Annotated in this window: 20 protein-coding genes; 14 read left to right on the top strand and 6 right to left on the bottom strand. The window is 66.9% G+C overall.

Translation table 11 applies throughout. From position 1 onward, the window contains the following. The 3 genes from E6C72_RS13925 to E6C72_RS13915 all read right to left on the bottom strand — a co-directional run bounded on the left by E6C72_RS13925 (position 1) and on the right by E6C72_RS13915 (position 3,622). Positions 1 to 921 (bottom strand): ABC transporter permease, encoded by a 921-nt coding sequence (locus E6C72_RS13925; protein WP_199228804.1) that lies wholly within the window; start codon positions 919 to 921, stop codon positions 1 to 3. 14 nt (positions 922 to 935) lie between these two features. Then, complete coding sequence (locus E6C72_RS13920; protein WP_109086964.1) at positions 936 to 1,877, bottom strand: ABC transporter permease; 942 nt, start codon at positions 1,875 to 1,877, stop codon at positions 936 to 938. A gap of 170 nt (positions 1,878 to 2,047) precedes the next feature. Then, positions 2,048 to 3,622 (bottom strand): ABC transporter substrate-binding protein, encoded by a 1,575-nt coding sequence (locus tag E6C72_RS13915; RefSeq protein ID WP_109086963.1) that lies wholly within the window; start codon positions 3,620 to 3,622, stop codon positions 2,048 to 2,050. A gap of 144 nt (positions 3,623 to 3,766) precedes the next feature. On the opposite strand from E6C72_RS13915, the gene E6C72_RS13910 reads away from it, so the two are divergent. From E6C72_RS13910 to E6C72_RS13890, 5 genes are all read left to right on the top strand, one after another. After that, a complete protein-coding gene (locus E6C72_RS13910) occupies positions 3,767 to 4,567 on the top strand; it encodes an IclR family transcriptional regulator (protein ID WP_109086962.1) in 801 nt (266 codons plus the stop codon). A 317-nt stretch (positions 4,568 to 4,884) separates the two neighbouring features. Continuing rightward, the gene (locus tag E6C72_RS13905; RefSeq protein ID WP_109086961.1) at positions 4,885 to 5,091 is read left to right on the top strand and encodes a hypothetical protein; all 207 of its coding nucleotides are present in this window, start codon (positions 4,885 to 4,887) and stop codon (positions 5,089 to 5,091) included. Between the two features lie 95 nt (positions 5,092 to 5,186). Next, a complete protein-coding gene (locus tag E6C72_RS13900; RefSeq protein WP_109086960.1) occupies positions 5,187 to 5,423 on the top strand; it encodes a hypothetical protein in 237 nt (78 codons plus the stop codon). Between the two features lie 221 nt (positions 5,424 to 5,644). Continuing rightward, entirely contained in the window at positions 5,645 to 6,502 is an 858-nt protein-coding gene (locus E6C72_RS13895) for a cell wall hydrolase (RefSeq protein ID WP_109086959.1), read from the top strand. A 224-nt stretch (positions 6,503 to 6,726) separates the two neighbouring features. Further along, positions 6,727 to 7,428 carry a CBS domain-containing protein gene (locus tag E6C72_RS13890; RefSeq protein ID WP_109086958.1) on the top strand — a complete coding sequence of 234 codons (702 nt, stop codon included), beginning with the start codon at positions 6,727 to 6,729 and terminating at the stop codon, positions 7,426 to 7,428. Positions 7,429 to 7,458: 30 nt separating this feature from the next. On the opposite strand, the gene E6C72_RS13885 is transcribed toward E6C72_RS13890, so the two are convergent. Continuing rightward, complete coding sequence (locus E6C72_RS13885) at positions 7,459 to 8,754, bottom strand: FAD-binding oxidoreductase (protein WP_109086957.1); 1,296 nt, start codon at positions 8,752 to 8,754, stop codon at positions 7,459 to 7,461. A gap of 137 nt (positions 8,755 to 8,891) precedes the next feature. Here E6C72_RS13885 and E6C72_RS13880 point away from each other — a divergent pair, with 137 nt between their 5' ends. After that, positions 8,892 to 9,803 carry a LysR family transcriptional regulator gene (locus tag E6C72_RS13880; protein WP_109086956.1) on the top strand — a complete coding sequence of 304 codons (912 nt, stop codon included), beginning with the start codon at positions 8,892 to 8,894 and terminating at the stop codon, positions 9,801 to 9,803. Positions 9,804 to 9,919: 116 nt separating this feature from the next. Continuing rightward, positions 9,920 to 11,308 carry a VOC family protein gene (locus E6C72_RS13875; RefSeq protein WP_109086955.1) on the top strand — a complete coding sequence of 463 codons (1,389 nt, stop codon included), beginning with the start codon at positions 9,920 to 9,922 and terminating at the stop codon, positions 11,306 to 11,308. Between the two features lies 1 nt (position 11,309). Here the strand turns inward: E6C72_RS13875 and E6C72_RS13870 are convergent, their stop codons facing one another. Then, a complete protein-coding gene (locus E6C72_RS13870; protein WP_109086986.1) occupies positions 11,310 to 13,130 on the bottom strand; it encodes a sensor domain-containing phosphodiesterase in 1,821 nt (606 codons plus the stop codon). A gap of 123 nt (positions 13,131 to 13,253) precedes the next feature. Beyond that, a complete protein-coding gene (locus E6C72_RS32250) occupies positions 13,254 to 13,811 on the bottom strand; it encodes a GAF domain-containing protein (RefSeq protein ID WP_109086954.1) in 558 nt (185 codons plus the stop codon). Positions 13,812 to 14,235: 424 nt separating this feature from the next. On the opposite strand from E6C72_RS32250, the gene E6C72_RS13860 reads away from it, so the two are divergent. The 7 genes from E6C72_RS13860 (at position 14,236) to iolC (ending at position 23,414) form a co-directional block, all read left to right on the top strand. Further along, a complete protein-coding gene (locus E6C72_RS13860; RefSeq protein ID WP_109086985.1) occupies positions 14,236 to 15,378 on the top strand; it encodes an HlyD family secretion protein in 1,143 nt (380 codons plus the stop codon). Next, positions 15,375 to 16,967 carry a DHA2 family efflux MFS transporter permease subunit gene (locus tag E6C72_RS13855; protein ID WP_109086984.1) on the top strand — a complete coding sequence of 531 codons (1,593 nt, stop codon included), beginning with the start codon at positions 15,375 to 15,377 and terminating at the stop codon, positions 16,965 to 16,967. Before E6C72_RS13860 ends, E6C72_RS13855 begins: the two co-directional genes overlap by 4 nt. Before the next feature lie 91 nt (positions 16,968 to 17,058). Then, positions 17,059 to 18,087: a LacI family DNA-binding transcriptional regulator gene (locus tag E6C72_RS13850; protein WP_109086953.1), complete on the top strand. Its 1,029-nt coding sequence runs from the start codon at positions 17,059 to 17,061 to the stop codon at positions 18,085 to 18,087. Between the two features lie 287 nt (positions 18,088 to 18,374). Then, on the top strand, positions 18,375 to 19,385 hold the full coding sequence (locus tag E6C72_RS13845) for a Gfo/Idh/MocA family protein (RefSeq protein WP_109086952.1): 1,011 nt from the start codon (positions 18,375 to 18,377) through the stop codon (positions 19,383 to 19,385). An 11-nt stretch (positions 19,386 to 19,396) separates the two neighbouring features. Beyond that, positions 19,397 to 20,182 carry a TIM barrel protein gene (locus E6C72_RS13840; RefSeq protein WP_109086951.1) on the top strand — a complete coding sequence of 262 codons (786 nt, stop codon included), beginning with the start codon at positions 19,397 to 19,399 and terminating at the stop codon, positions 20,180 to 20,182. 63 nt (positions 20,183 to 20,245) lie between these two features. Continuing rightward, the gene (locus E6C72_RS13835) at positions 20,246 to 21,142 is read left to right on the top strand and encodes a sugar phosphate isomerase/epimerase family protein (protein WP_109086950.1); all 897 of its coding nucleotides are present in this window, start codon (positions 20,246 to 20,248) and stop codon (positions 21,140 to 21,142) included. A gap of 331 nt (positions 21,143 to 21,473) precedes the next feature. Next, complete coding sequence (gene iolC, locus E6C72_RS13830) at positions 21,474 to 23,414, top strand: 5-dehydro-2-deoxygluconokinase (protein ID WP_109086949.1); 1,941 nt, start codon at positions 21,474 to 21,476, stop codon at positions 23,412 to 23,414. Positions 23,415 to 23,469 lie beyond the last annotated feature (55 nt).

Here is a 23,469-nt window from a genome sequence, read left to right as displayed (position 1 = left end):
TCACTTCGCATTCTGGAGCCGGGGGTCGAGCGCGTCGCGCAGCCCGTCGCCGACGATCTGGAGCGACAGCACGGTCAGGACGATGGCGCAGCCGGGGAACAGGATCAGCCAGTCGGCCTGCTGGAAATACTGCTGGGCGCTGGCGATCATGTTGCCCCAGGTGGGCGTGGTCGGCGGCACGCCGACGCCGAGGAAGGACAGCGCCGCCTCCGTCAGGATGGCGTAGGCGAAGATGAAGGTGGCCTGCACCAGGATCGGCGACATCAGGTTGGGCAGGATGTGCAGGAAGACGATGCGCGGGGTCGACGCGCCGAGCGCCGTCGCCGCCTCGATGAAGGGCATTTCGCGCACCACGAGGCAGGCGGCGCGCACCACGCGGGCGACGCGCGGGGTGTAGACGATGCCGAGCGCCAGCACGACGTTGTAGAGCGACGGCCCCAGCGCCGCCATGAAGGCGATGGCGAGCAGGATGTCCGGGAAGGCCATCAGCGCGTCGGTCAGCCGCATCAGCAGGCCGTCGAGCGGCCGGATATAGCCGGCCGCCAGCCCCAGCAGCGTACCGAGCAGCGTCGCCACCACCACGACCAGCAGCCCGACCAGCAGCGACAGCCGGGCGCCCAGCATCACGCGGGACAGCACGTCGCGGCCATACTCGTCGGTGCCGAACCAGTGGGCGGCGGTCGGCGGCTTCAGCCGGCCGAGGATGTCCATCTTCATCGGGTTGAACGGGGTGATCCACGGCGCCAGCAGCGCCACCGCCAGGATCGCCAGCATGATCAGGAAGGACAGCACCACCAGCCGGCGGCGGAACAGCTGGCGCAGCAGCAGGGCGGCCGGCGACCGGCTGCCCCCGGCCTCATTGGAGGAGGGGGCGGAGGAGGGAAGGGGGACGCTGCCGTGACCGGCGGGGACGCTTGCCATGGAAACCCTCCCTCTCAATAACGGACCCGAGGATCGACCACGGCATAGAGCAGGTCGACCGTCAGGTTGATCAGCACATAGATGGCGGACACCACCAGCAGGGCGCCCTGGATCACCGGATAGTCGCGGCGCAGCACGGCCGAGACGATCAGGTTGCCGACGCCGGGCAGGCCGAACACCGTTTCCGTCACGATGGCGCCGGCGATCATCACCGCGGTGGTCAGGCCGATCACCGTCAGGATCGGGATCATCGCGTTGCGCAGCGCATGCTTCAGCACGACGACCAGCGGCGGCAACCCCTTGGCCCGCGCGGTGCGGACGTAATCGTGGCTCATCACGTCCAGCATGCTGGTGCGGGTAAAGCGCAGGATCAGCGCCGAGTTCGGAATGCCGAGTGCTATGGCCGGCAGCACCAGATGGCGCATGCGCTCCAGCAGATCGGCGTCGGGCGGGCCGTAGCCGGCGACCGGGAACCAGGCATGGTCGACCGCCAGATACTTGATCAGCGTCAGCCCGATCCAGAAGCTGGGAATGCTGGCGGCCAGCATGGCGAGCCCGACCGCGGTCTGGTCGACCAGACCGCCGCGCTTGGCCGCCGACAGGATGCCGACCGGCACGCCGATCAGCATGGCGATGCCGACAGACATCATGGTCAGCAGCCCGGTCAGCTCCGACCGTTCCGCCAGCGCCTGCGCCACCGGGCGGTTGAGGAAGATGGACTCGCCCAAGTCGAAGCGGACGATCTGCCCGAGATAGAGCAGGAACTGCGTCAGCAGCGGCTCGTCGAGCCCGAGCCGGCCGCGCAGCGCCGCGATGTCCTCCGGCGTGGCGGAGGACCCCAGCATGACGGCGGCGGGATCGCCCGGCACGACGCGGGCGATCAGGAAGACCACCATGGCGACGAGCAGCATGACGACCATCATGCCGGCGAACCGGCGGACGATGTAAACGAGCATGGTTGCGGTCCCAAAGAGAATCCCCTCTCCCCCCGGGGAGAGGGTTAGGGTGAGGGGGGCACGTTGCGAGGACTTACAAGAATTGAGACGCTGCGATCATTCTCGGCAATCCACCCTATGCGTCCCCCTCACCCCGACCCTCTCCCCAGGGGGGAGAGGGGGCAGCTTCTTCAGCCTTTCAGGTCGGTGTTCCAGAAGAAGGGCCAGGGCGTCGGGGTGTAGCCGGTCAGCTTGTCGCTGCTGGCGGCGAGGTTGTAGAAATCGCCGACCTTGATGCTCGGCACCTCGCTGTAGAACAGCGTCTGCAACGCCACCCACTTCGCCTTGCGCGCCGCCGGGTCCATCTCGCGGTTGAAGGCGGCCAGCGCATCGCGCTTGGCCGGGCTGTCCCACCAGCCGGGATAGCTGGGGTTCAGCACGGTGATCAGCGACGGCTCCGGCACGAAGGTGTGGTAGGTGAAGAAGGCATCCCACCCCTTGTCGTCGCCGCGGCGCTGCAGCAGCGTCGCCCAGTCCAGCACCTGGAGATCGACCTTGAAGCCGGCGAGTTCGAGCTGGGCCTGGGCCACCATGCTCATCTTGTACAGGAACTCGTACTGCACCGAGGTCATGATGCGGATCGGCTCGCCCTTGTAGCCGGCGGCCTTCAGCAGATCCGCCGCCTTGCCGGCCGCATGATCGGCGTAGGGCTTGGCGCTGGCCGCGTCGTAATAGGGCGTGCCCTGGGCGTAGATCGACCCCTCCGCCTGGACGAATTCGGGATCGCCGAAGCCGGCCAGCAGCATGTCATTCGGCTCCAGCGCCGCCAGGACCGCCTGACGGATCTTCGGGTTCGCCATCACGCCGGTCTTGGTGTTCATGATCATCAGCGGGAAGCCGAAGGGCTTGACGATCACCGGCTTGACGCCGGCCGCCCCCTTGATGCGCGGCAGGGTTTCCGCCGGCAGGCTGTCGGCGAACTGGTACTGGCCGGCCAGAACTCCCGACACGCGGGTGGCGGCGTTCGGCACCGGGACGAAGCGCACCTCGCCAATGTTGGCCTTGCGGCTGCCGGCATAGCCGCTGGGCGTGCCGGCGGGCGAGGCGTAGCCGTCGTGACGCACCAGCCGGATATACTGGTCGGGCTTGTGCTCCAGCAGCTTGTAGGGGCCGGTGCCGATCAGCGACTTAAGGGCGCCTGGCCCGTCGATCACCGATTTCGGCACGATGGCGGCGGCGCCGTTGTTCATCGCCAGGAGAGCGGTCAGCGGCGCGAAGGGCTCCTTCAGCGCGATGACGACGGCGTCCGCGCCCTTGGCGGCGATGCTCTCCACCAGCGGGGCGACGGTCTTGCCGCGCGGCGAGGCCTTGGTCCAGTGATCCAGCGAGGCGACCACGTCGTCGGCCGTGACGGTGCTGCCGTCATGGAAGGTGACGCCGCTGCGCAGCGGGATGGTGTAGGTCTTGCCGTCCGCCGACACCTGCGGCAGGGCCGACGCCACCAGCGGGGCCAGCTTCCACTCGCCGTCGAAGGTGAACAGCGTCTCGAACATGTGCTGGGTGATGATGCTGACGAGGTCGGACGTGGTGCCGACCGGGTCCAACGTCGGCGGCTCGCCGATGGTGGCGACCGTGACGACCGAGGCGCCGCCCTGCTGGGCCAGCGCCGGGGTGGTCCAGCTTCCGAGAATTCCAGAGGAAAGTCCGCCGGCGGCCAGCGCCGTGCCGAGGGCGGTGTTGAACAGACGTCGCGTGATCCCTGTCATTTCCGTCTCCCGAACCGTTTGTCCGAAATATCGGACGTCGGTCTTGTATTCCAGACAACCGAACGGTATATCGGACAAAGACCCCTGGCAAGCCGAAAATCCGCGTGGTAATCGGTTGTGGGACGACCAAGGAGCGTGGATCAGATGACGGGCGACGGCGTGGCGGAGAAGCAGATTGCGGAGAAGCAGTCGCAGGAAAAGTCGACGGGCCGTGCCCGCGGCATCGACCGCGTCATCGCCCTGATGGAACATCTGCACGACCGGCGCACCCCGACGCGCATCGCCGACATCGCCCGCGACACCGGCACCCCGCGCTCGACCATGTACGAGCTGGTCAACACGCTGGTCGAGGCGCGCTGGCTGGAACTGCGTGACGGCGACGGCACGGTCTATTTCGGGCCGGCGATGCATTACTACGGCAGCGATTACCTCGACAGCGTCGACCTGATCCGAAAGGCGCGGGTGGAGGTCGCCCACATTGCCGAGACGGTGGGGGAGACCGCGCAGTTCTGCACGCTGGACGGCGACAAGTATCTGGTCGTGCTGAACGAGCCGGGCCGGCGCATGTTCCGTATCAGTTCCGAGATCGGCATCAAGGTGCCGATCCCCTGGACGGCGTCCGGCCGGCTGCTGGTCGACCACATGGATGCGGAGGAGATCCGGCGCTTCATTCCGTCCGACGATTTCGTCCTTCCCGACGGGCGGCGTATCGCCGAGAACGAGTTCCTTGAAGACATCCGCCGTGCTCGCACCCAGGGTTTCGTCCGCACCACGGCGCTGGTCGACCGCTTCACCACCTGCCTCGCCGCCCCGGTCCGCGATCCGGCCGGCCGCTGCATCGCCACCATCTGCTTCGTCGTTCCCGCCGACACGACGGAAGAGGCGCAGCAGGTGATGATCGATACGCTGAAGGCCAGCGCGGAACGGCTGTCGCCGGGGCGCTGACCCGGCCCTTCTGACCATTGTCGCCAACCATTGTCGTTTGACGAAGCCGCACCACATGTCTTAAATGGGGCCAGACAGCGAGCAGTAATAGCGCTGCGAAAGCCCCATAATCCCCGATAGAGCGCTGCGAAACGTAAATCTGCCTTAAGAATTGGCTTTGTCGCTGTATTTCGTAGCGCTATGCTGCAATGCGAAATGGCAAGAACAGCGATGCGATGTCTCCGCTTTTGCGCATGCGGGATCGTGTCAATATCTTCTTCAACAGGCCGCGACACCGGCCGCCGGAATTCAAAACCCGATGCTGAAGGAAGACCGCCATGACCCCGTATGATGTCGAATCCGCCAAGTTCGCCGCCAAGTTCGCCATTGCCCGCATCGTTATCGGCGCCATCCTGTTCGCCGCCGTCGCCGCTGTCGCTCACATGAACCCGAACGCCATCCTGGCTGCCGACGAGGCCCAGGCCGCCGTCGCCCTGGAAATGGTCAAGACCATGCCGGTGGCGGTCGCCGACGCCGCCCGCTGAGGGCGTCTTCGCTGCTGAAGGCCGGGCCGGTGGTGCAACGTTGACGGCTTGCCCCTGTTTGCTGGGACTGTTTCCCGGCTGACAAGGAGGCGCCGATGCCTAGCACCCCCGACCCCGCGAATGGCCAGAGGACCGACCGGCAATCCGATGATCGCCAGTTTGATGATCATCTGTCCGATGATCGTCGCTCCGGTCAGGCCCAGGTGCCCAAACCGCCGTCCCGCGCGGAGGTCGAAGAGATCAGCCGCTCCCAGGAGTATCTGACCGACGACTGGACCGGCGACGGCGGCACGCCCCGGGACGACAAGCTGGACGGCCGGAAGGGTGGCTGATGCCGCTCTCATGATCGGTCCAAATCCACCGAACAGGCTGGAAGCCGGCGGAATCCGATGGCTTGCCGGCCTGTTCGGCTGTGTAGAAAATCCCCGCCGGTCCCGAACGGCGTACATCCTCCGCCCTCAGGCTTACGCTGTCTGAGAGGTGGACGAATCCGGGAACTTGCCATCCGCCCTCCTGTCGAAGGAAGTCCCCTTCCCAAGCCGGAGAGACTGGGATGCGCAACTTCCTCACCACCCTGATGTTCGCCTCCGTCCTGCTTCCTGCCGCCGCGGGTGCGCAGACAGTCGAGATCGGCAATACGACATCGGGTGACAGAGTTTGCCAGCCGGGCGACAAGGGCTGCGCGCGCTTCGTCGGCGACGAGAAGGGCGGCGTGCCGAAGCGGGGAGGGGCGAAGCAGCCGGTGATGATCGGCGCGTCGGTCTTCATGCTGACCCCCTGGCAGGCCGAGCGGGAGCGCCGCTGCCTGGCGCTGGCCGGCTGGGCCGAGGCGCGCGGCGAGGGGGCCGACGCCATGGCGGCGGTGATGTGGGTGGTCGCCAACCGGGCCGCCTCGGCCGACCAGCCGTCGCTGCCCTGCCGCGTCGTCGTTGCCTCTGGCCAGTTCGAACCCTTCGCGGTGGTGCCTGTCGAGCCGAAGAACCGGCAGAAGGCCAAGGCGGCGAAGTCGAAGGGAAAGCCGAAGCTGACGGCGGCAGAGCAGGTGGCGCTCGCCGCCGATCCCCGCATCGAAAACAGGCGCATCCTGGCGGAGATCCGCCGGCAGGCTGCGGTGATCCGGGCGGGCGGCATGCCGTCCTGGCCGAAACTGCGCCTTGCCCCTGACCAGGAGGCGCTGCGTGCGGCGCGCGGGCTGGCCTGGAACCTGAACGACGACGATATCCCCGATCCGACCGCCCGGGCCTCGCTGTTCTACAGCCCGCCGGCTCAGGCCGCCCTGCGCCGCCAGAAGCCGGAGTGGGCGGAAGCGCGTCTGCTGACCATCTCAATCGGCGGCCACTCCTTCTACCGTTATCCGGCGCCATCCGAGGAGCGGACGATCGCCACGCAAGTGGCGGAGGTCGGAGAGTAGAGTTTAGGAATGGAAGGATTTCCACACGCATAGCCGAGTAGGCATGAATAAGCGGTTTGATCCCTGGAGATACCGAATTGCCCTTATCATACTGAAATTGCGGGTAGATATTCAGCATTTTCCATCATGCGGAAAGGCTGTCGCCGAATTGCTGTAGATCAATCGGCCTCGTCTGCCGATCTCCTAGGCTGTCTGGGTTCAACGACATCAAGGGGAGAGAAACGATGAAGGCAATCGATCTGATGACGCCGCGGGTCATCACCATCGCTCCGGACGCGACCATCGCCGAGGCCGCCCGGAAGATGCTGGAGAACCACATCAGCGGCATGCCGGTCGTCGACGCGGCCGGCAAGGTGGTGGGGATCATCAGCGAAGGCGACCTGCTGCGCCGGGTGGAATTGGGGACCGCGCGCCACCGGTCCTGGTGGCTCGGCCTGGTGTCCGGCGGCACCCTGCCGGCGGAGGATTTCATCAAGTCCCACGCACGCAAGGTCGCCGACGTCATGACCAGCCACGTCACCACGGTGGACGAGACCGCTTCGCCGGAAGAGGTCGTGCGGGTGATGGAGACGCGGCGGATCAAGCGCGTGCCGGTGGTGCGCCATGGTACCTTGGTCGGCATCATCAGCCGCGCCAACCTGCTGCGTGCGCTGGCCAGCGTGTCGCCAGAAGCCCCGACCACGGCATCCGACGACCGCGCCTTGAAGGAACGGGTGACAGCCGCCGTCAAGGAACTGTCGTGGGAGTCGCGCTCGCACGACGCCATCATCGTCCGCAACGGCGTCGTCCAGCTCTGGGGCTTCGTCAGCAGCGGATCGCAGCGCGACGCCCTGCGTGTGGCGGCGGAGGGGGTTCCCGGCGTGAAGGCGGTGGAGAACAACATCCAGGTCGTTGACCCGGCGGAAAGCGGCGCCTGGGGTCTCTGACCTGGATGTCGGGCCGGGGCATATGCGCAATCAGATTTTCCCCGGCAGCCTCGCCCCGATCAGGTGGGTCGCCTGCGCGCCATACTCGTAGACGGCCTCCTGAATTGCCCGGCCGGACACCGGTTCGGGTGCGGTGCTGGGCAGCGGCATCTCCGCCTCCGGCAGCCTGCCGGTGATGTGGTCGGCCAGGCAGCGGCCGAGCACCGTGCCGGGGGCGATGCCGCGGCCGTTGTACCCGCTGAAGCCGATGACGTTGCGGTCCAGCCGGTGGAAGCGGGGCAGATTGTCCTTGGTCATGCCGATCTGGCCGTACCATTCGGACTCAAAACGAACCGGGCCAAGCTGCGGGAAGAGGGCGGCCAGCGAGCGCTGCGCCCAGGCCCGGTGCACCGACGTTCCGGTCCCGCGCAGCGCGCCGACGCTGCCGAACACCAGCCGGCCCAGGCGGTCGAAGCGGTAGGAACTCAGCACCGACTTGGTGTCCCACACCCCCTGGCGTTCCGGCAGGATTGCCCGCTGCATGGCGTCTGACAGCGGCTCCGTCGCCAGATTGAAGTAGGGCAGGTGGACCTGTTCGGTGCGCAGCTGCACCCAGGGGCCGATGCTGTAGGCGTCGGTGGCGACCACCACCCAGTCGGCGGTAACCGACCCTCCGGGTGTCTTCACTTCCCATTTGGCCCCAATCCGGCTCGCCGCCTGTACCGGGCTGCCGGTGAAGATGCGCGCACCGGCGGCGATCGCCGCCGTCGCCAGCCCGCGGGCGTAGGCCAGGGGCTGGATGGTGCCGGCGCGCAGATCCAGCAGCGAGCCGGTGTAGACGGTGGTGCCGACCTTTTCCGCTGTTTCCCTGGCGTCCAGCAGGCGCACCGGGGCGCCACGCTTCTGCCAGATCGCCGCGCGCTGTTCGAGTTCGCGCAGGCCCGCCGGGCCGACGCCGCAATGGAGGGTGCCATTGCGTTCGTCCTCGCAGGCGATGCCATGCTTGGTGATCAGGTCGAAGACGGCGCGCGGCGCGTTGCCCAGCAACTCGATCAGCCGCTCGCCATAGACCGGCCCCAGGGTGTTGACCAACTGGTCGGGCATCACCCACATGCCGGCATTGACCAGCCCGACATTGCGCCCGGCGCCGCCGAAGCCGATCTCCACCGCCTCCACCACCACGGCGCCGACGCCGCTTTCGGCCAGATGCAGCGCCGCCGACAGGCCGGTATAGCCGGCGCCAACGATCACCACGTCGGCCTGGACGCTGCCGGTCAGTGCCGTGGTCGGCGGTGCCGCCGGTGCGGTGCGTTCCCAAAGCCCGTGCGACCGCGGATCGTTCAGCATCCCCTGTTGTCCTTTTCGCGTCTGATTTTTGCACCAGTCATTCCCAGGGTGAAGGATTGACTTGCCGACCTCCTTTGGCCAAGTGATGTTTGCTCATTCAGTCATTCCATCATGGAATGAGATTCTGTGAGAATGAGATGCAGAGCCCCCGCCGCTTCCTCCCGTCCCTGGCCCTGCTGTCCGCCTTCGAGGCGGCGGCCCGCACCGGCAGCATCACCGCGGCGGCCAAGGAACTCTCCCTGACCCAAAGCGCGGTCAGCCGCCAGATCAAGGCGCTGGAGGAGTTGCTGGAGGTCGAGCTTTTTCACCGTGAACGGCAGACCATCCGCCTGACCGCCGGCGGCGAGTATTACGTGCGCGAGGTGCGCGACGCCCTGCGCAAGATCAGCGCCGCTTCGCTGAACCTGCGCGCCAACCCCTTTGGCGGCACGCTGAGCATCGCCATCCTGCCGACCTTCGGCGCGCGCTGGCTGGCGCCGCGGCTGCCCCACTTCCTGGCCGGCAATCCCGGCATCACCATCAATCTGGTGACGCGCATGGCGCCTTTCGATTTCCGGCGGGATCCGGTGGACGCGGCGATCCATTTCGGCCGGCCGGACTGGCCGGGCGGGGAGATGGCGCTGCTGCGGCGGGAGACCGTCATTCCGGCTTGCAGCCGGAGATTGCGCGACCGCTTCGGCTTCCAGACGCCCGCCGATCTGCGCCTCGCCCCGCTGCTGCACCTGACCAGCCGCCCTGATGCATGGGAGCGCTGGCTGACCCTGCATGACACGCCGGCCGACGGGGTGCATGGCATGCTGTTCGACCAGTTCGCCACCGCCTCGCAAGCGGCCGTCGCCGGGCTAGGCGTCGCGCTGCTGCCCCTGTTCCTGATCGAGGAGGAGTTGCGGTCGGAACAACTGGTGCCGGCGCTCGACCTGCCGATGGAGAGCGAGAACGCCTATTACGTCGTCTGGCCGTCGGAGCGGGCAAGCTATCCGCCGCTCGCCGCATTCCGCGACTGGATCCTGGCGGAGACAGCGGACTGCCGTCAGCCGGCAGGGTCATGAGCTTTCCTCATGAAGTCGGGAAAAACAATCGCAATCCCGCGTCGCAAATCATTGCTATAGCTGAGGCTTGTAACGGACCGTGCCGGTCCGGCAAGCCAATGCGAGCGAGATTTGGAATGCGCGTCCAGACGATCACCAGCCCCGATGCGATCCGTACCCTGTTCTCCACCGCCATGTCGGAGATGTATCGGACCGAGGTGCCGGCCTATCAGACGCTGGTCGAACTCGTCGAGGAGGTGAACGGGGCGGTGCTGGCCGCCGATCCGGCGGAGCGTCATCGTCTGGAATCCGCCGGCGGCCTTGCCCGCATCACCGAGGAGCGGCATGGCGCCATCCGCCTCGGCACCGCGAATGAGCTGTCGACCATGCGCCGGCTGTTCGCGGTGATGGGTATGCAGCCGGTCGGCTATTACGACCTGTCGGAGGCCGGTGTCCCCGTCCATTCCACCGCTTTCCGCCCGGTGGCTGAGGAGGCGCTGAGCCGCAACCCCTTCCGTGTCTTCACCTCGCTGCTGCGGCTCGACTTGATCGCCGACGCCGCTCTGCGGCAGGAGGCGGAGCAGGTGTTGGCCGGGCGCAGCATCTTCACTTCCGGCTGTCTCGCCCTGATCGAAAAGGCCGAGGCCGATGGCGGGCTGGACGAGGAAGACGCGGCGCGTTTCGTCGCCGAGGCTTTGGAGACCTTCCGTTGGCACAGCAAGGCCAACGTGCCGCTCCAGCTGTACAACCGCCTGCATGATGCGCACCGGCTGATCGCCGACGTGGTGTCCTTCAAGGGGCCGCACATCAACCACCTGACGCCGCGCACGTTGGACATCGACGTGGTCCAGCGCCTGATGCCGGAACGCGGCATCGCCCCGAAGGCGGTGGTGGAAGGCCCGCCGACCCGTCGCTGTCCGATCCTGCTGCGCCAGACCTCCTTCAAGGCGCTGAGCGAGCCGGTCGATTTCCGCGCGGGTGACAGTGACGGCGAGGGCTGGCGTTCGGGCGTCCATACCGCCCGCTTCGGCGAGATCGAGCAGCGCGGCATCGCCCTGACGCCGAAGGGCCGGGCGCTCTACGACACGCTGTTGCAGGACTCCCGCCGCCTCGTCGTCCCGGCGGCTGACGGATCCAACGCCGCGGAGTATATGTCGGCGCTCGTGGAGGTGTTCGCTCCCTTCCCCGACAGCTGGGACGAGATTCGCCGTCAGGGGCTGGGCTATTTCACCTATTCCCTGACCGAAGCCGGCCGCCGCAACCCGCCGGCGCCGGGGGCCGATCTGGATGCGCTGATCGCAAGCGGGCTGGTCCGCTTCGATCCGGTGGTCTACGAGGATTTCCTGCCGGTCAGCGCCGCCGGCATCTTCCAGTCCAACCTGGGCGACGATGCCCAGCAGGACTTCACCGCCAGCCCGAACCAGCAGCGCTTCGAGGCCGATCTCGGCGCGCCGACGCTGAACCCGTTCGACCTCTATGCCGAGATCGAACGGGACTCCATCGCTGCGTGCTTCGCGGTGAATTAACTCAGGCCGGCACGGCGGCGGGACGGAAAGCGCCTGCCGCCAGCCAGTCCTCGAAGGCGGCGGGTGCCAGCGGCCGGGAAATTAGATAGCCCTGGCCGAAGTCGCAGCCGTGCAGGCGCAACCAGTCATAGGCCTCCGCCGTTTCCACCCCTTCGGCGATGACCAGATAGCCCAGGTCATGGGCGAGGTCGATGGTCGAGCGGACCATGATCTGGTCGCTCCGCTCCGCGGCGATGGAGCGGATGAAGCGCTGGTCGATCTTCACCGCCGTCGCCGGGATGTCCTTCAGATAGGACAGGGCGCTCTGTCCGGTGCCGAAATCGTCGATCTCCACCGCGATGCCCAGGCTGCGCAGCCGGAGAAGCTGGCGATCGACCTCCGCCCGGTCGGTCATCAGCGCGCTCTCCGTTACCTCGAAATCGATCCAGTCCGCCCGCACACCGTGGCGGTCCAGCATCGCCTCGACCCGGTCGGCGAAATCGCCGCTGCCGAGATCGAGCATCGAGATGTTGATCGACACCGGCAGGGCGATGCCGCGCCGGTGCCAATGCGCCACCTGCGTCAGCACCGCGCCGATCACCCACTCGGTCAGCGGGCGGACCAGCGCCGTGCGCTCGGCCAGCGGCACGAATTCCGCCGGGGAGATCGGTCCCAGCTCCGGATGGGTCCAGCGCAGAAGAGCTTCCGCCCCGATGCAGCGGTCGGTGCGCAGATCGACCTTGGGCTGGTAGGCCATGTGCAACTGGTCCTGTCCGCCCATCGCCTCGGTCAGGCTGCGCAGCAGCAGGAAGGCGCGGTGCGCGGCGCGGTCCTGTTCCTCGTCATAGGCGCACCAGGGCTTCTGCGTCTCCAGCGATTGGTGGGCGGCGCTGGTGGCGGCGCGCAACAGTTCGACGCTTCCCGTCTGGACGTCCCGCTGATGCACGAAGCCGATGCCGGTGGAGGTGGCGATCGGAACGCCCTGATATTGGAACGGGCTGCGGATCGCCGCCCCGATACGGTCGAGCATGGCGGCGAGATCGACGCCGCCGGACAGGATGAAGGCGAAGCGGGCGGGCGACACGTGGTAGAGCCGCGTGTGGGCGGGCAGGCAGGCGGCGATGCGGCGGGCGCAATCGATCTCGAATGCGTCGGCGCAGACCTGGCCCAGCACCCGGGTCAGTTCGGCATATTGCTGGGAGGCCGCGGCATCGATCACCACCGCCGTCCCCGCCACGGTGGCCGGATCATCGGACAAGGCGTCGACATCGGCCAGGAAGCGGAAGCGGTTCGACAGCGAGGTGACCGGATGCAGATAGCCCACGGCGCGCCGGGCCTCGATATGTGCCATCGTCATCGCGGAGAGGTCGCGCAATGCTTCCTCCTCCTCCGGCGTCAGCGACGGGCGCGGCTGGTCGTCGATCACGCAGATGGTGCCGAGCGCCAGCCCGTCGGCGGTGCGCAGCGGGGCGCCGGCATAGAAACGGATGTTGGGATCGCCGGTCACCAGCGGGTTGTCGGCGAAGCGTTCGTCCTGCCGGGCGTCGCCGACCACGAACAGGGCGTCGGAGTCGAGCGCATGAGCGCAGAAGGCGTGCTCGCGCGGCGTCTGCTGAACCGGCAGTCCGATCCGTGATTTGAACCACTGGCGGTCGCGGTCGACCAGCGAGATGAGCGCCACCGGCACCTTCAGCAGCTTGGCGGCCAGACGCGTGATCTGGTCGAAGGCCGGCTCCGCAGGGGTGTCGAGCAGCTCGAACCGCTGGAGTGCCGAAAGCCGGTCCTCCTCGCGGGCCGGGATTGGCGGCAGGGCCTTTGCGGGCGTCGCCTTTGCCGGTGTCATGGAGGTTGTCATCCTGTTCCGGACCCTGTCGTCTTCCAGCAATTCCGGCACCGATCCTGCCGCCACGTCGGTCGAATAGCCAATGATAATGGTGCAATGCGGCATGGAGACAACTGCCGGTCCCTACCCCCGCTGCTTTCCGCCTTCCCGCCTTTCGATGGCCGCCAGCGCCGTCACGGTCAGTTGGGCCAACACCATGCGGTCGACCATGCCGAAGCTGCGCGGCACCCTGTCGATCAGGCAGACGGAACCGAGTGCCAGCCCCTTCCGGTTGATGATCGGGGCGCCGGCATAAAAGCGGATGTGCGGCTCGCCCAGCACCAGCGGGTTGTTCCGGAAGCGAGGATCGCGGGCGGCGTCCTCCACCACCATCGGCAGGCTCTGGCGGATGGTGAAGCGGCAGAAGGCGACATTGCGTGGGGTTTCCTGCACGTCCAGGCCGCGGCGCGCCTTGAACCATTGGCGCTCGGCATCCAGCAGAGACACCAGCGCGATGGGCACGCGGAAATGGTCGCAGGCCCAGGAAACCAGATCGTCGAAGGCCGGTTCCGGTGCGGTGTCCAGCAGCCCGGTGCGGCGCAGCGCCTCCAGCCTCGCCGCCTCGTCGTCGACCGGGACGGCGCCGCGGCTGAGGGTGTGCGGGGCGGTCCCGCTTGCGACGATCTCCTTCAGGTCCGTCATCTGCTTGGCTCCGCGGTCGTTCTGGAGATCCGGCGATGGCACAGTTCTGTCAAGAGACAAACAATTCGCCGGTTTGCTCAATGTGATGTTCCCTGCAACTTGCTTGTGAGCGCCTTACTTTTACGCGTGGGATGGAATTTGGATCTGCTGGCTTTGATGTTATTTCAGAAGGCATAGTCATATCAGATGTTTGGCTTGTCTGATGGCGCGTCGTGCGCCCGGCGTTATGCTCATCGGCGTTGTCCGGGGCTGCCCATCCACCTGTGGCATGGCTGTTTTGCGGCCGCATCCACCGGCTTTCTGCCGTGCCCGTGCAACGCATCGGGGGTCTGGCGTGTTTCGCGCTGAGGAGCGGCCACGCTCCCATGCGACAACGACCGGGCCCTTGCTGATCGCCCGGCATTTCGGTCAGGAGCGTCATACCATGCCGGACGACCAGCAGCGCAGGGACGTCGTCGATCTCACTGAACAGGAGGCGGACGGCCAAGCCGGGCGCAGCGAGCGCGGTCAGCCGGCCATGGGAGACGGCCGCAAGAAGCCGGGCTTCATCCGCCGTCATCCGATCGCTATCCTCGCCGGGCTGGTGGTGGTCGCGCTGCTGGCGGTGGCGGGCTATGTTTATTGGCAGCGCAACATCCATCCTTATGAGTCCACCGACGACGCCTTCCTCGACACCCGTCAGTTCCCGGTGGCGCCGAAGGTGGCCGGCTACGTGACGGAGGTGGCGGTCGGCGACAACCAGCACGTCAATGCCGGCGACCTGCTGTTCCGCATCGACACGCGCGACTATCAGACCGCGCTGGATCAGGCGCAGGCGCAGATCGACTCCGCCCAGGCGGCGATCACCGGCTATGATGCCCAGATCGACGCACAGCGCGCCCAGATCGATCAGGCGAAGGCGGAGGTCTCGCAGGCCGAGGCCGCCGTCGGCTTCGCCAAGGAGGATGCGGCGCGCTACCGCGACCTGCAGACCCGCGGTGCCGGAACGGTGCAGCAGGCGCAGCAATCCACCGCCAACCTTCAGGAACAGCAGGGCAAGCTGACCAGCGCCAATGCCGCGGTGATCGCCGCCGAGCGGCAGGTCGGGGCGCTCCAGGCGCAGCGGACCAGTGCCGTGGCCGATCTGGCGCGGGCGAAGGCGCAGCTGGCCCAGGCCCAGTTGAACCTGTCCTACACCACCGTCACCGCGGCCCAGCCTGGCCGGGTGGTGCAGCTGAGCGGGGCGGTCGGCCAGTTCGCCCAAGCCGGCCAGAGCCTCGCCATCTTCGTGCCCGACGACATCTGGGTCACCGCCAACTTCAAGGAGACCCAGATCACCGACATGCGGCCGGGCCAGCCGGTGGACATCCGCATCGACGCCTATCCCGGCCGGAAGGTCAGCGGCCATGTCGACAGCGTGCAGCCGGGTTCCGGCACCGCCTTCTCCCTCCTGCCGGCGGAGAACGCCACCGGCAATTATGTGAAGGTGGTGCAGCGCATTCCCGTGAAGATCGTCGTCGACCAATGGCCGGACGGCGTGTCCATCGGTCCCGGCATGTCGGTGGTGCCGCGGGTGACGGTGCGATGAGCGCCGCTGCGGAGGGGGCGGGGGCCGGTGGTTTCGATGCGTCGCAGAGCGCCGCCGGCGACCGCAATCCCTGGCTTATCGCCGTGGTGGTCTCCATAGCCACCTTCATGGAGGTGCTGGACACCACCATCGCGAATGTCGCTTTGCGCTACATCTCCGGCACGCTGGCGGTCAGCGCCGACGAGGCGTCGTGGGTCGTCACCTCGTACCTCGTGGCGAACGCCATCGTGCTGACGGCCAGCAGCTTCATCGCCAAGCGCTACGGCCGCAAGCGCTTCTATCTGGTCTGCCTCGGTCTGTTCACCGCCAGCTCGCTGGCCTGCGGTTTCGCCTGGAATCTGGAATCGCTGCTGCTGTTCCGGGTGCTCCAGGGCTTCGCCGGCGGCGGCATGGTGCCGATCTCGCAGTCGATCCTGGCCGACAGCTTTCCGCCCGCCAAGCGCGGGCAGGCCTTCGCCATCTTCGGCATCGCCGTGGTGGTGGCCCCGGTGGTCGGGCCGACGCTGGGCGGCTGGCTGTCCGACAATCTGTCCTGGCACTGGTGCTTCCTCATCAACGGGCCGGTCGGGCTGATGGCCTTCGCGCTGGTCAGCTTTCTGGTGCAGGAACCGAAATCCGCCATCGAGGAACGCCGGCGGCTGAAACGCCAGGGCATCCGCATGGACGTGATCGGCTTCCTGCTGGTGGCGACCTTCCTGGGCTCGCTGGAGGTCGTGCTCGACCGCGGCCAGACCGACGACTGGTTCGCGTCGGGATTCATCATCACCTTCGCCATCATCTGCGTCGCGTCCTTCTGCCTGATGATCCCGTGGGAGATGACGCGGGCGAACCCGATCCTCGATCTTCGCATGGTGGCGACGCGGCAGTTCGGCTCCTGCTTCCTGGTGATGCTGGCGACCGGCGCCATCCTGATCGCGACGACGCAGTTCCTGCCGGAGCTTCTTCAGCAATATTACGGCTTCACCGCCACCTGGGCCGGGCTTGCCCTGTCGCCGGGTGGCATGGTGACCATGGTGATGATGCTGGTCGTCGGCCGGCTGGCCGGGCGCATCCAGCCGAAATACCTGATCGCCACCGGCGCCACCATCGTGGCGCTGGCGATGTGGGATCTGACGAGGCTGAACCCGGACTCCACCTTCTGGTTCTTCGCCTGGTCGCGAATCTATATCGGCATCGGCCTGCCGCTGATCTTCATCCCGATCACCACGGCGTCCTATGACGGCATTCCGCGCGACAAGACCGATCAGGCGTCGGCCCTCATCAACGTCGCGCGCAATGTCGGCGGCTCCATCGGCGTGTCGATTGCCCAGAATGTGCTGGCCTTCCGCGAGCAGTTCCACCACAGCCGGCTGGTCGAGCACATTGTGCCCTCAAACCCGGCCTATCAGCGGACAGTGGAGCAGGCGACCACCTATTTCTCCATGGCCGGCGGGGAAGCGGGCGCGCGGGAGCGGGCGATGGCCTTCATCGGGCAGCAGGTGCAGATGCAGACCGCCTACTGGTCCTACATCGACGTGTTCTTCGCGTTGATGCTGATCTCCGCGTCGGCGGTGCCGCTCGCCCTGATCCTGCGGAACGTCAAGCGCTGACGGGCGCATGTCGTGCAAGAGTCTCTCATTCCCTCAAACTTCGTGATAGACACCATCGGTCCTCTCGCGTGACCGGATGAGGTGTCCGCCCATGAAGCGTCCGACGATTTCCGACCTTGCCAGGGCGGCGGGCGTCAGCGTCGCCACCATCGACCGGCTGCTGAACGGCCGGCATCCGGTGCGGGAGGAGACCGCCCGCCGCATTTTCGAGGCGGCGACGGAGATCGGCTTCCATGGCGCCAACGCCATCCGTCAGCGCGCCCTGGCGCAGCAGCCGGAATACCACCTTGGCTTCATTTTGCAGAAGGAACGCCACGCCTTCTATCAGGAGTTCGCGGCGCGGATCGAGGAGGTGGTGCGCAGCCATCCCGACCGCCGTCTGCGTGCCACGATCCGCTTCGTCCAGTCGACATCCCCGGCCGAACTCGCCGAGCTGATCCGCGGCATGAAGGGGAAGGTGAGGGCGGTCGCGGTGACCGGCATCGACCATCACGACGCCACCGCGGCGGTCGCCGAGCTGAAGGCAGCCGGCATCCCGACCTTCTCCCTGCTGTCCGACTTCGCCCAGGGCGTGCGGGAAAGCTACATCGGCACCAACAACCTGAAGGTCGGCCGCACCGCGGCGTGGCTGATGTCGAAGATCGCCCGGCGGCCGGGTCGCATCGCCGTCTTCATCGGCGCCTTCCGCTATCACGGCCATGCCCTGCGCGAGACCGGATTCCGCAGCTATTTCCGCGAGTTCGCGCCCGACTTCAACCTGATGGACAGCATCGTCAACGTCGAGACGCGCAAGCTGACCTACGAGGCGACGCTGGGCCTGCTGGCCCGGCACGACGATGTCGTCGGCATCTATGTCGCGGGCGGCGGCATGGAGGGCGCCATCGCCGCCCTGCGCGAGGCCCGGCAGCCCGACGAGGTGACCTGCATCGTCAACGAGCTGACACCGGAGTCGATGCAGGGGCTGCTCGACCGCTATGTCTCGGTGGTGATGGCGACGCCGCTGCCGGCGCTCTGCGCCGACCTGATCGAGATGATGGTCCACAGCATCGAGAACGGCATGGCGGAGAATCCGGGCCAGCGTTTCCTCCCCATCCAGCTGTGGACGCCTGAAAGCCTTTAGCAGTCATGATGGAAAACCATCATGACGTGCTGCAAAATCTCTCATGTTTGACGGCGATCCGGCCGGCTGGCGCGTTGACCGCAAGGTGCGTGATGGTGAATGCTTCCTCCACCAATCAAGAGCAAAAACGGCCGGGAGGAAGCGCGATGACGGATTCGGACCCTTAAGCCGTACGGCGGCTCCAAAAACCGAAAACGACGATCGACCCCGGTGAACCGCTCGGGCGCGGCGCATATGGCTGCGCGCGTGGCCCCGCTCGCCCACCGCACGACATGAGGCTTTGAAAAATGACCGTCAGAATTGGCATCATCGGCACCGGCGCCATCGGCCGCGACCATGCCCGGCGCATCAATCAGGTGCTGGCCGGCGGCAAGGTTGTCGCCCTCACCGACGTCAACCGCGAGTCCGCCGAGGCGGTCCGGGCCGCCATCGCTCCCGATGCCGAGATCTTCCAGAGCGGCGAGGATCTGATCGCCTCGCCGCTGGTCGATGCGGTGCTGGTCACCTCCTGGGGCGCAACTCACGAGCAGTATGTGCTGGCCGCCATCGCCGCCGGGAAGCCCTGCTTCTGCGAGAAGCCGCTCGCCACCACCGCCGACGGCGCCAAGCGCATCGTCGATGCCGAGGTGGCGAGCGGCAAACGTCTGGTCCAGGTCGGCTTCATGCGCCGCTATGACGCCGGCTACATCGCGCTGAAGGAGGCGGTGACCAGCCGCACCGGCGCGCCGATCATGGTGCATGCCGCCCACCGCAACCCGACGGTGCCCGAGCATTACGTCACGCCGATGGCGATCCACGACACGCTGATCCACGAGATCGACGTGTTCCGCTGGCTGCTGGACGACGATTACGTCTCCGCCCGCGTGATCTTCCCGCGCCGCGCCGCCCGCAGCCACGGCAAGCTGCGCGACCCGCAGGTCGTGGTGCTGGAGACGGCGAAGGGCATCGTCATCGACGTCGAGATCTTCGTGAACTGCCACTACGGCTACGACATCCAGTGCGAGGTGGTGGGCGAGGACGGCATCGCCCGCCTGCCGGAACCGATGGCGGTGCAGATGCGCCTGAACGCCAGCCTGCAGAATCCGATCCTGACTGATTGGAAGGACCGTTTCATCGCCTCCTACGACGTGGAGCTTCAGGACTTCCTGAAGGCCGCCGCCCGGGGCACCGCCACCGGCCCGACCAGCTGGGACGGCTATGTCGCCGCCATCACGTCGGACGCCTGCGTCACCGCGCAGGAGCGCGAGGGTGAGGCCGTCGCCATCACGCTGCCGGCCCGTCCGGCGCTGTACAACTGAAGGCCGCCGCCATGCGTTTCGCCCTGAACCACATCCTGGCGCCCAAGCTGCCGCTGGAGCAATTCTTCGCCGCCGCCCGCTCGCTGGGGGCGACGGAGGTGGAGATCCGCAACGACCTGCCCGACGTCGTCACCACCCTGTCGCCGGCCGAGGTGCGCACGGCGGCCGAGCAGGCCGGCGTCACCATCATCTCGATCAACGCGCTGTACCCCTTCAATGTCTGGTCCGGCGACCTGCCGGCGCGGGCGGAGAGGCTGGCCGATTATGCCCGGGCCTGCGGCGCCAAGTCATTGGTGATGTGCCCGCTGAACGAGGGCAAGCCGGTCGCCTTCGACGATCTGGTCGCCGCCCTGACGGCGATGCGGCCGATCCTGCGCGACCGCGGGCTGACGGGGCTGGTGGAGCCGCTGGGCTTCCCGGTTTCCTCCCTGCGCACCAAGAAGGAGGCCGTCGCCGCCATTGAGGCGGCCGGCGGTGCCGACACCTACAGGCTGGTCCACGACACCTTCCACCATCATCTGGCCGGCGAGACGGAGTTCTTCCCGGACTCGACCGGCCTCGTCCACATCTCCGGCGTCGCCGATGCCGGGGTGTCGGTGGCGGACATGCTGGACCCGCACCGGGTGCTGGTCGACGCCGCCGACCGGCTGGAGAACATCCCGCAGATCCGCAGGCTGCTGGCCGCCGGCTATGACGGCCCCTTCAGCTTCGAGCCCTTCGCGGCCGAGGTGCATGACCTGCCCGATCCCATCGCGGCGGCCCGGCGGAGCATGGACTATGTGAGGTCCGCGCTCTGACGAGGCGGGCGGCCGTCCGGTCATGATGGCCGCCCTCCGACCAATTCCGACAGAGACGAAGCCGTGAAACACACCATCGATCCCCACATGATCCGGCATCTTCCCCTTGAGGAAACCTGCCGCAAGGTCGCGGAGCTGGGCTACGACCATATCGAGCTGTCGCCCCGGCCGGATTTTCTGTCCTGGTGGACACGCCCGAAGGTCTATCCGGAGCGGATCGCCAGCTTCAAGAAGGCGCTGAAGGACCACGGGGTGAGGCTCGCCACCCTCCAGCCGATGTATCGCTGGTCCAGCCCCTATCAGGATGAATGGGACCTGGCGATCGACAACTGGAAGCGCGCCATCGAGATCGCGGTCGAGATGGATTGCCCGATGGTCGTGTCGGAGTTCGGCCGCGGCGGCTCGCCGGAGCGCAGCCAGAACGACCGGTCCGGTCTGCACCGCCCGGAAACCTGCGAGGCGCAGTTCTTCCGTGCAATGGATATTCTGGTTCCGATCCTGGAACGCGAAGGCATCATGCTGTCGCTGGAAGCCCATCCGGAAGATTGGCTGGAGGAGATCGCGCCGGCGATCGACATCATCAAGACCATCAATTCACCGATGGTGCGGGCCTCCTTCATCGCCCCGCACACCTTCTACTACGGCCCCGACATGGTGCGGAACCTGCGCGCCGCCGAAGGCTATCTGGTCCATGTCCGGCTGGCCGATACCTTCGATCACACCAGATCGTCCGGCCTGCGCTACATCGTGAATCCGCCGGGATCGCAGGTACGGGTGCATCAGCATCTCGATTTCGGTCAGGGCGAGATCGACTGGGATCTGTTCTTCAGCACGCTCGCCGATATGCGGTTCGATGGCGTTCTGTCGAACTGTGTCTTCGCCTGGGAAGACAGGGCGGAACAGAGCGCCCGTTTCATGCTGGAGGAGACCAAGCGCTACGTCGCCAAATACTGGCGGTAAGCGGCAGCCGCCGCGATGCGGCGGTCGGTGAGGGCCGGGACGGCGGGAGGATTCCGCCGTCCCGGCCCTTTCCATGTCGGAAGGGATGCCGGGAAGTTTCATCGGCCGAATAGAATAAAAATTCCCTATTGACCGAAAATGGCAACCGATGTTCTATTGTGATCCAAACGTTCCATCAACCAAGCAATCCGCGCCCCGCGCGGAAACCGGGCGAAAATCGGAACGATGGGAGGGATGAAGCCGATCGGCCGCCTGTCCGGCGACACGGTTCCGCTGGCCCATATCCAATGCCATCGCCAGTCCGACGAACGGATTACAGCGGAGCTGATCCATGCCAATCGAACGCGGTCCAATTAAGCGCGATCTTGACGTCATTTCCATCGGCCGCTCCTCCGTCGACCTCTATGGCGAACAGGTCGGCGGCCGGCTGGAGGACATGCAGAGCTTCGCCAAATATGTCGGCGGCTGCCCCACCAACATCGCGGTCGGCACCGCGCGCCTCGGCCTGCGCTCCGCCCTGCTGACGCGTGTCGGCGACGAGCATATGGGGCGTTTCATCCGCGAACAGCTGGTCCGCGAAGGGGTTGAGACCAGCCATGTCATCACCGATCCGGAACGCCTGACCGCGCTGGTCATCCTGGGCATCCGCGACAAGAAGACCTTCCCGCTGATCTTCTACCGCGAGAATTGCGCCGACATGGCGATCTGCGAGGAGGATGTCTCGGAATCCTTCATCGCCTCGGCCAAGGCCGTGGTGGTCAGCGGCACCCATTTCTCCACCCCAACCACCGAAGCGGCCATGCGCAAGGCGATGCGGTTGGCGCGGACGAGCGGTACCAGGGTGGTGTTCGACATCGATTACCGCCCGGTGCTGTGGAAGCTGACCGGGCATGGGCTGGGCGAGGAACGCTTCGTCGCCGATGGCGGCGTCACCGCCCTGTTGCAGACCATCCTGCCGGGCTGCGACCTGATCGTCGGCACGGAAGAGGAATTCCATATCGCCGGTGGCAGCACCGACACGCTGGCCGCCCTGCGCCGTGTCCGCAGCCTGACCGACGCGACGCTGGTGTGCAAGCGCGGGCCGATGGGCTGCGTCGTGTTCCCCGGCAGGATTCCCGACAGCCTGGAACAGGGCATCCGCGGCCCCGGCTTTCCGGTCGAGGTCTACAATGTACTGGGCGCCGGCGACGCCTTCATGTCGGGTTTCCTGCGCGGCTGGCTGCGCGACCATCCGCTGGAGGACTGCTGCGCCTTCGCCAACGCCTGCGGCGCCTTCGCGGTGTCGCGCCATGGCTGTGCGCCGGCCATCCCGACCTGGACGGAGCTGTCCTATTTCCTCGAAAACGGCAGCCCGACGCCGCGTCTGCGCGAGGATGCCCGGCTGTCGCACATCCATTGGGCGACCACCCGCCGTCGCGACTGGCCGGAGGTGATGGCCTTCGCCATCGACCACCGCGCCCAGCTGGAGGTGATGGCGAAGCGGCTGGGCGCCGATCCGGCGCGCATCGCCAGCTTCAAGCTGCTGGCCCTGCGGGCGGCGCAGCAGGCCTGTGAGGGCCGCGACGGCTTCGGCATGCTGCTGGACGGCATCCACGGCCAGGACGCGCTCGACGCGCTGACCGGCACCGACGCCTGGATCGGCCGCCCGGTGGAACTGCCGAGTTCCCGGCCGTTGCGCTTCGAGGGCGGCCCCGACATCGCCGTGACCATCCGCGAATGGCCGGCCGAGCATGTGGTGAAGTGCCTGACCTTCTACCACCCCGACGACGAGGAGACGCTGCGCACCGAGCAGGAGCGCCAGATCCAGACGCTGTTCGCCGCCTGCCGCGCCACCAACCATGAGCTTCTGCTGGAGATCATCCCGCCGCGCGGCATGCCGGTCGGTGACGACACCATCTCCCGCGCGATGGCCCGCTTCTATGAGCTGGGCGTCCATCCCGATTGGTGGAAGCTGCCGTCGCCGGCCAGCCAGGGGGCCTGGAACCGCATCGCCGGCGTCATCGACCAGCATGACCCGCTGTGCCGTGGCGTGCTGATCCTCGGCCTCGATGCGCCGGAGGAGGAGTTGAAGGCCGGGCTGGCGTTGGCCGCCCGCCAGCCGGTCTGCAAGGGCTTCGCCGTCGGCCGCACCCTGTTCGGCACGGCCGCCGAGGCCTGGCTGGCCGGCAACATCGACGACGCTGCGGCCGTCGCGGCTATGGAGGGCGCCTATGGCCGCCTGATCGCCTTCTGGCAGGAACAGCGCACCCGCCACAGCCGCAGCGCCGCCTGATCGTCACGTCATCACCAAGAACGAGAGGGGCCGGACCGGCCCAGTAGGGAGAAGT

The sequence above is a fragment of the Azospirillum sp. TSH100 genome (genome assembly GCF_004923295.1).
GTDB lineage: Bacteria > Pseudomonadota > Alphaproteobacteria > Azospirillales > Azospirillaceae > Azospirillum.
Note: the sequence above shows the minus strand (reverse complement) of the source record. Positions and strands in the feature narration are given on the sequence as shown.

What these genes read in the sequence shown, in the direction of transcription:
- E6C72_RS32250 (WP_109086954.1), bottom strand. Translation starts at nt 13,811, where the DNA reads ATGACGGACCTGAAGGAGATCGTCGCAAGCGGGACCGCCCCGCACACC.
- E6C72_RS13910 (WP_109086962.1), top strand. Translation starts at nt 3,767, where the DNA reads ATGACGGGCGACGGCGTGGCGGAGAAGCAGATTGCGGAGAAGCAGTCG.
- E6C72_RS13850 (WP_109086953.1), top strand. Translation starts at nt 17,059, where the DNA reads ATGAAGCGTCCGACGATTTCCGACCTTGCCAGGGCGGCGGGCGTCAGC.
- E6C72_RS13925 (WP_199228804.1), bottom strand. Translation starts at nt 921, where the DNA reads ATGGCAAGCGTCCCCGCCGGTCACGGCAGCGTCCCCCTTCCCTCCTCC.
- E6C72_RS13900 (WP_109086960.1), top strand. Translation starts at nt 5,187, where the DNA reads ATGCCTAGCACCCCCGACCCCGCGAATGGCCAGAGGACCGACCGGCAA.
- E6C72_RS13860 (WP_109086985.1), top strand. Translation starts at nt 14,236, where the DNA reads ATGCCGGACGACCAGCAGCGCAGGGACGTCGTCGATCTCACTGAACAG.
- E6C72_RS13915 (WP_109086963.1), bottom strand. Translation starts at nt 3,622, where the DNA reads ATGACAGGGATCACGCGACGTCTGTTCAACACCGCCCTCGGCACGGCG.
- E6C72_RS13845 (WP_109086952.1), top strand. Translation starts at nt 18,375, where the DNA reads ATGACCGTCAGAATTGGCATCATCGGCACCGGCGCCATCGGCCGCGAC.
- E6C72_RS13875 (WP_109086955.1), top strand. Translation starts at nt 9,920, where the DNA reads ATGCGCGTCCAGACGATCACCAGCCCCGATGCGATCCGTACCCTGTTC.
- iolC (WP_109086949.1), top strand. Translation starts at nt 21,474, where the DNA reads ATGCCAATCGAACGCGGTCCAATTAAGCGCGATCTTGACGTCATTTCC.
- E6C72_RS13840 (WP_109086951.1), top strand. Translation starts at nt 19,397, where the DNA reads ATGCGTTTCGCCCTGAACCACATCCTGGCGCCCAAGCTGCCGCTGGAG.
- E6C72_RS13870 (WP_109086986.1), bottom strand. Translation starts at nt 13,130, where the DNA reads ATGACACCGGCAAAGGCGACGCCCGCAAAGGCCCTGCCGCCAATCCCG.
- E6C72_RS13890 (WP_109086958.1), top strand. Translation starts at nt 6,727, where the DNA reads ATGAAGGCAATCGATCTGATGACGCCGCGGGTCATCACCATCGCTCCG.
- E6C72_RS13920 (WP_109086964.1), bottom strand. Translation starts at nt 1,877, where the DNA reads ATGCTCGTTTACATCGTCCGCCGGTTCGCCGGCATGATGGTCGTCATG.
- E6C72_RS13880 (WP_109086956.1), top strand. Translation starts at nt 8,892, where the DNA reads ATGCAGAGCCCCCGCCGCTTCCTCCCGTCCCTGGCCCTGCTGTCCGCC.
- E6C72_RS13855 (WP_109086984.1), top strand. Translation starts at nt 15,375, where the DNA reads ATGAGCGCCGCTGCGGAGGGGGCGGGGGCCGGTGGTTTCGATGCGTCG.
- E6C72_RS13895 (WP_109086959.1), top strand. Translation starts at nt 5,645, where the DNA reads ATGCGCAACTTCCTCACCACCCTGATGTTCGCCTCCGTCCTGCTTCCT.
- E6C72_RS13905 (WP_109086961.1), top strand. Translation starts at nt 4,885, where the DNA reads ATGACCCCGTATGATGTCGAATCCGCCAAGTTCGCCGCCAAGTTCGCC.
- E6C72_RS13885 (WP_109086957.1), bottom strand. Translation starts at nt 8,754, where the DNA reads ATGCTGAACGATCCGCGGTCGCACGGGCTTTGGGAACGCACCGCACCG.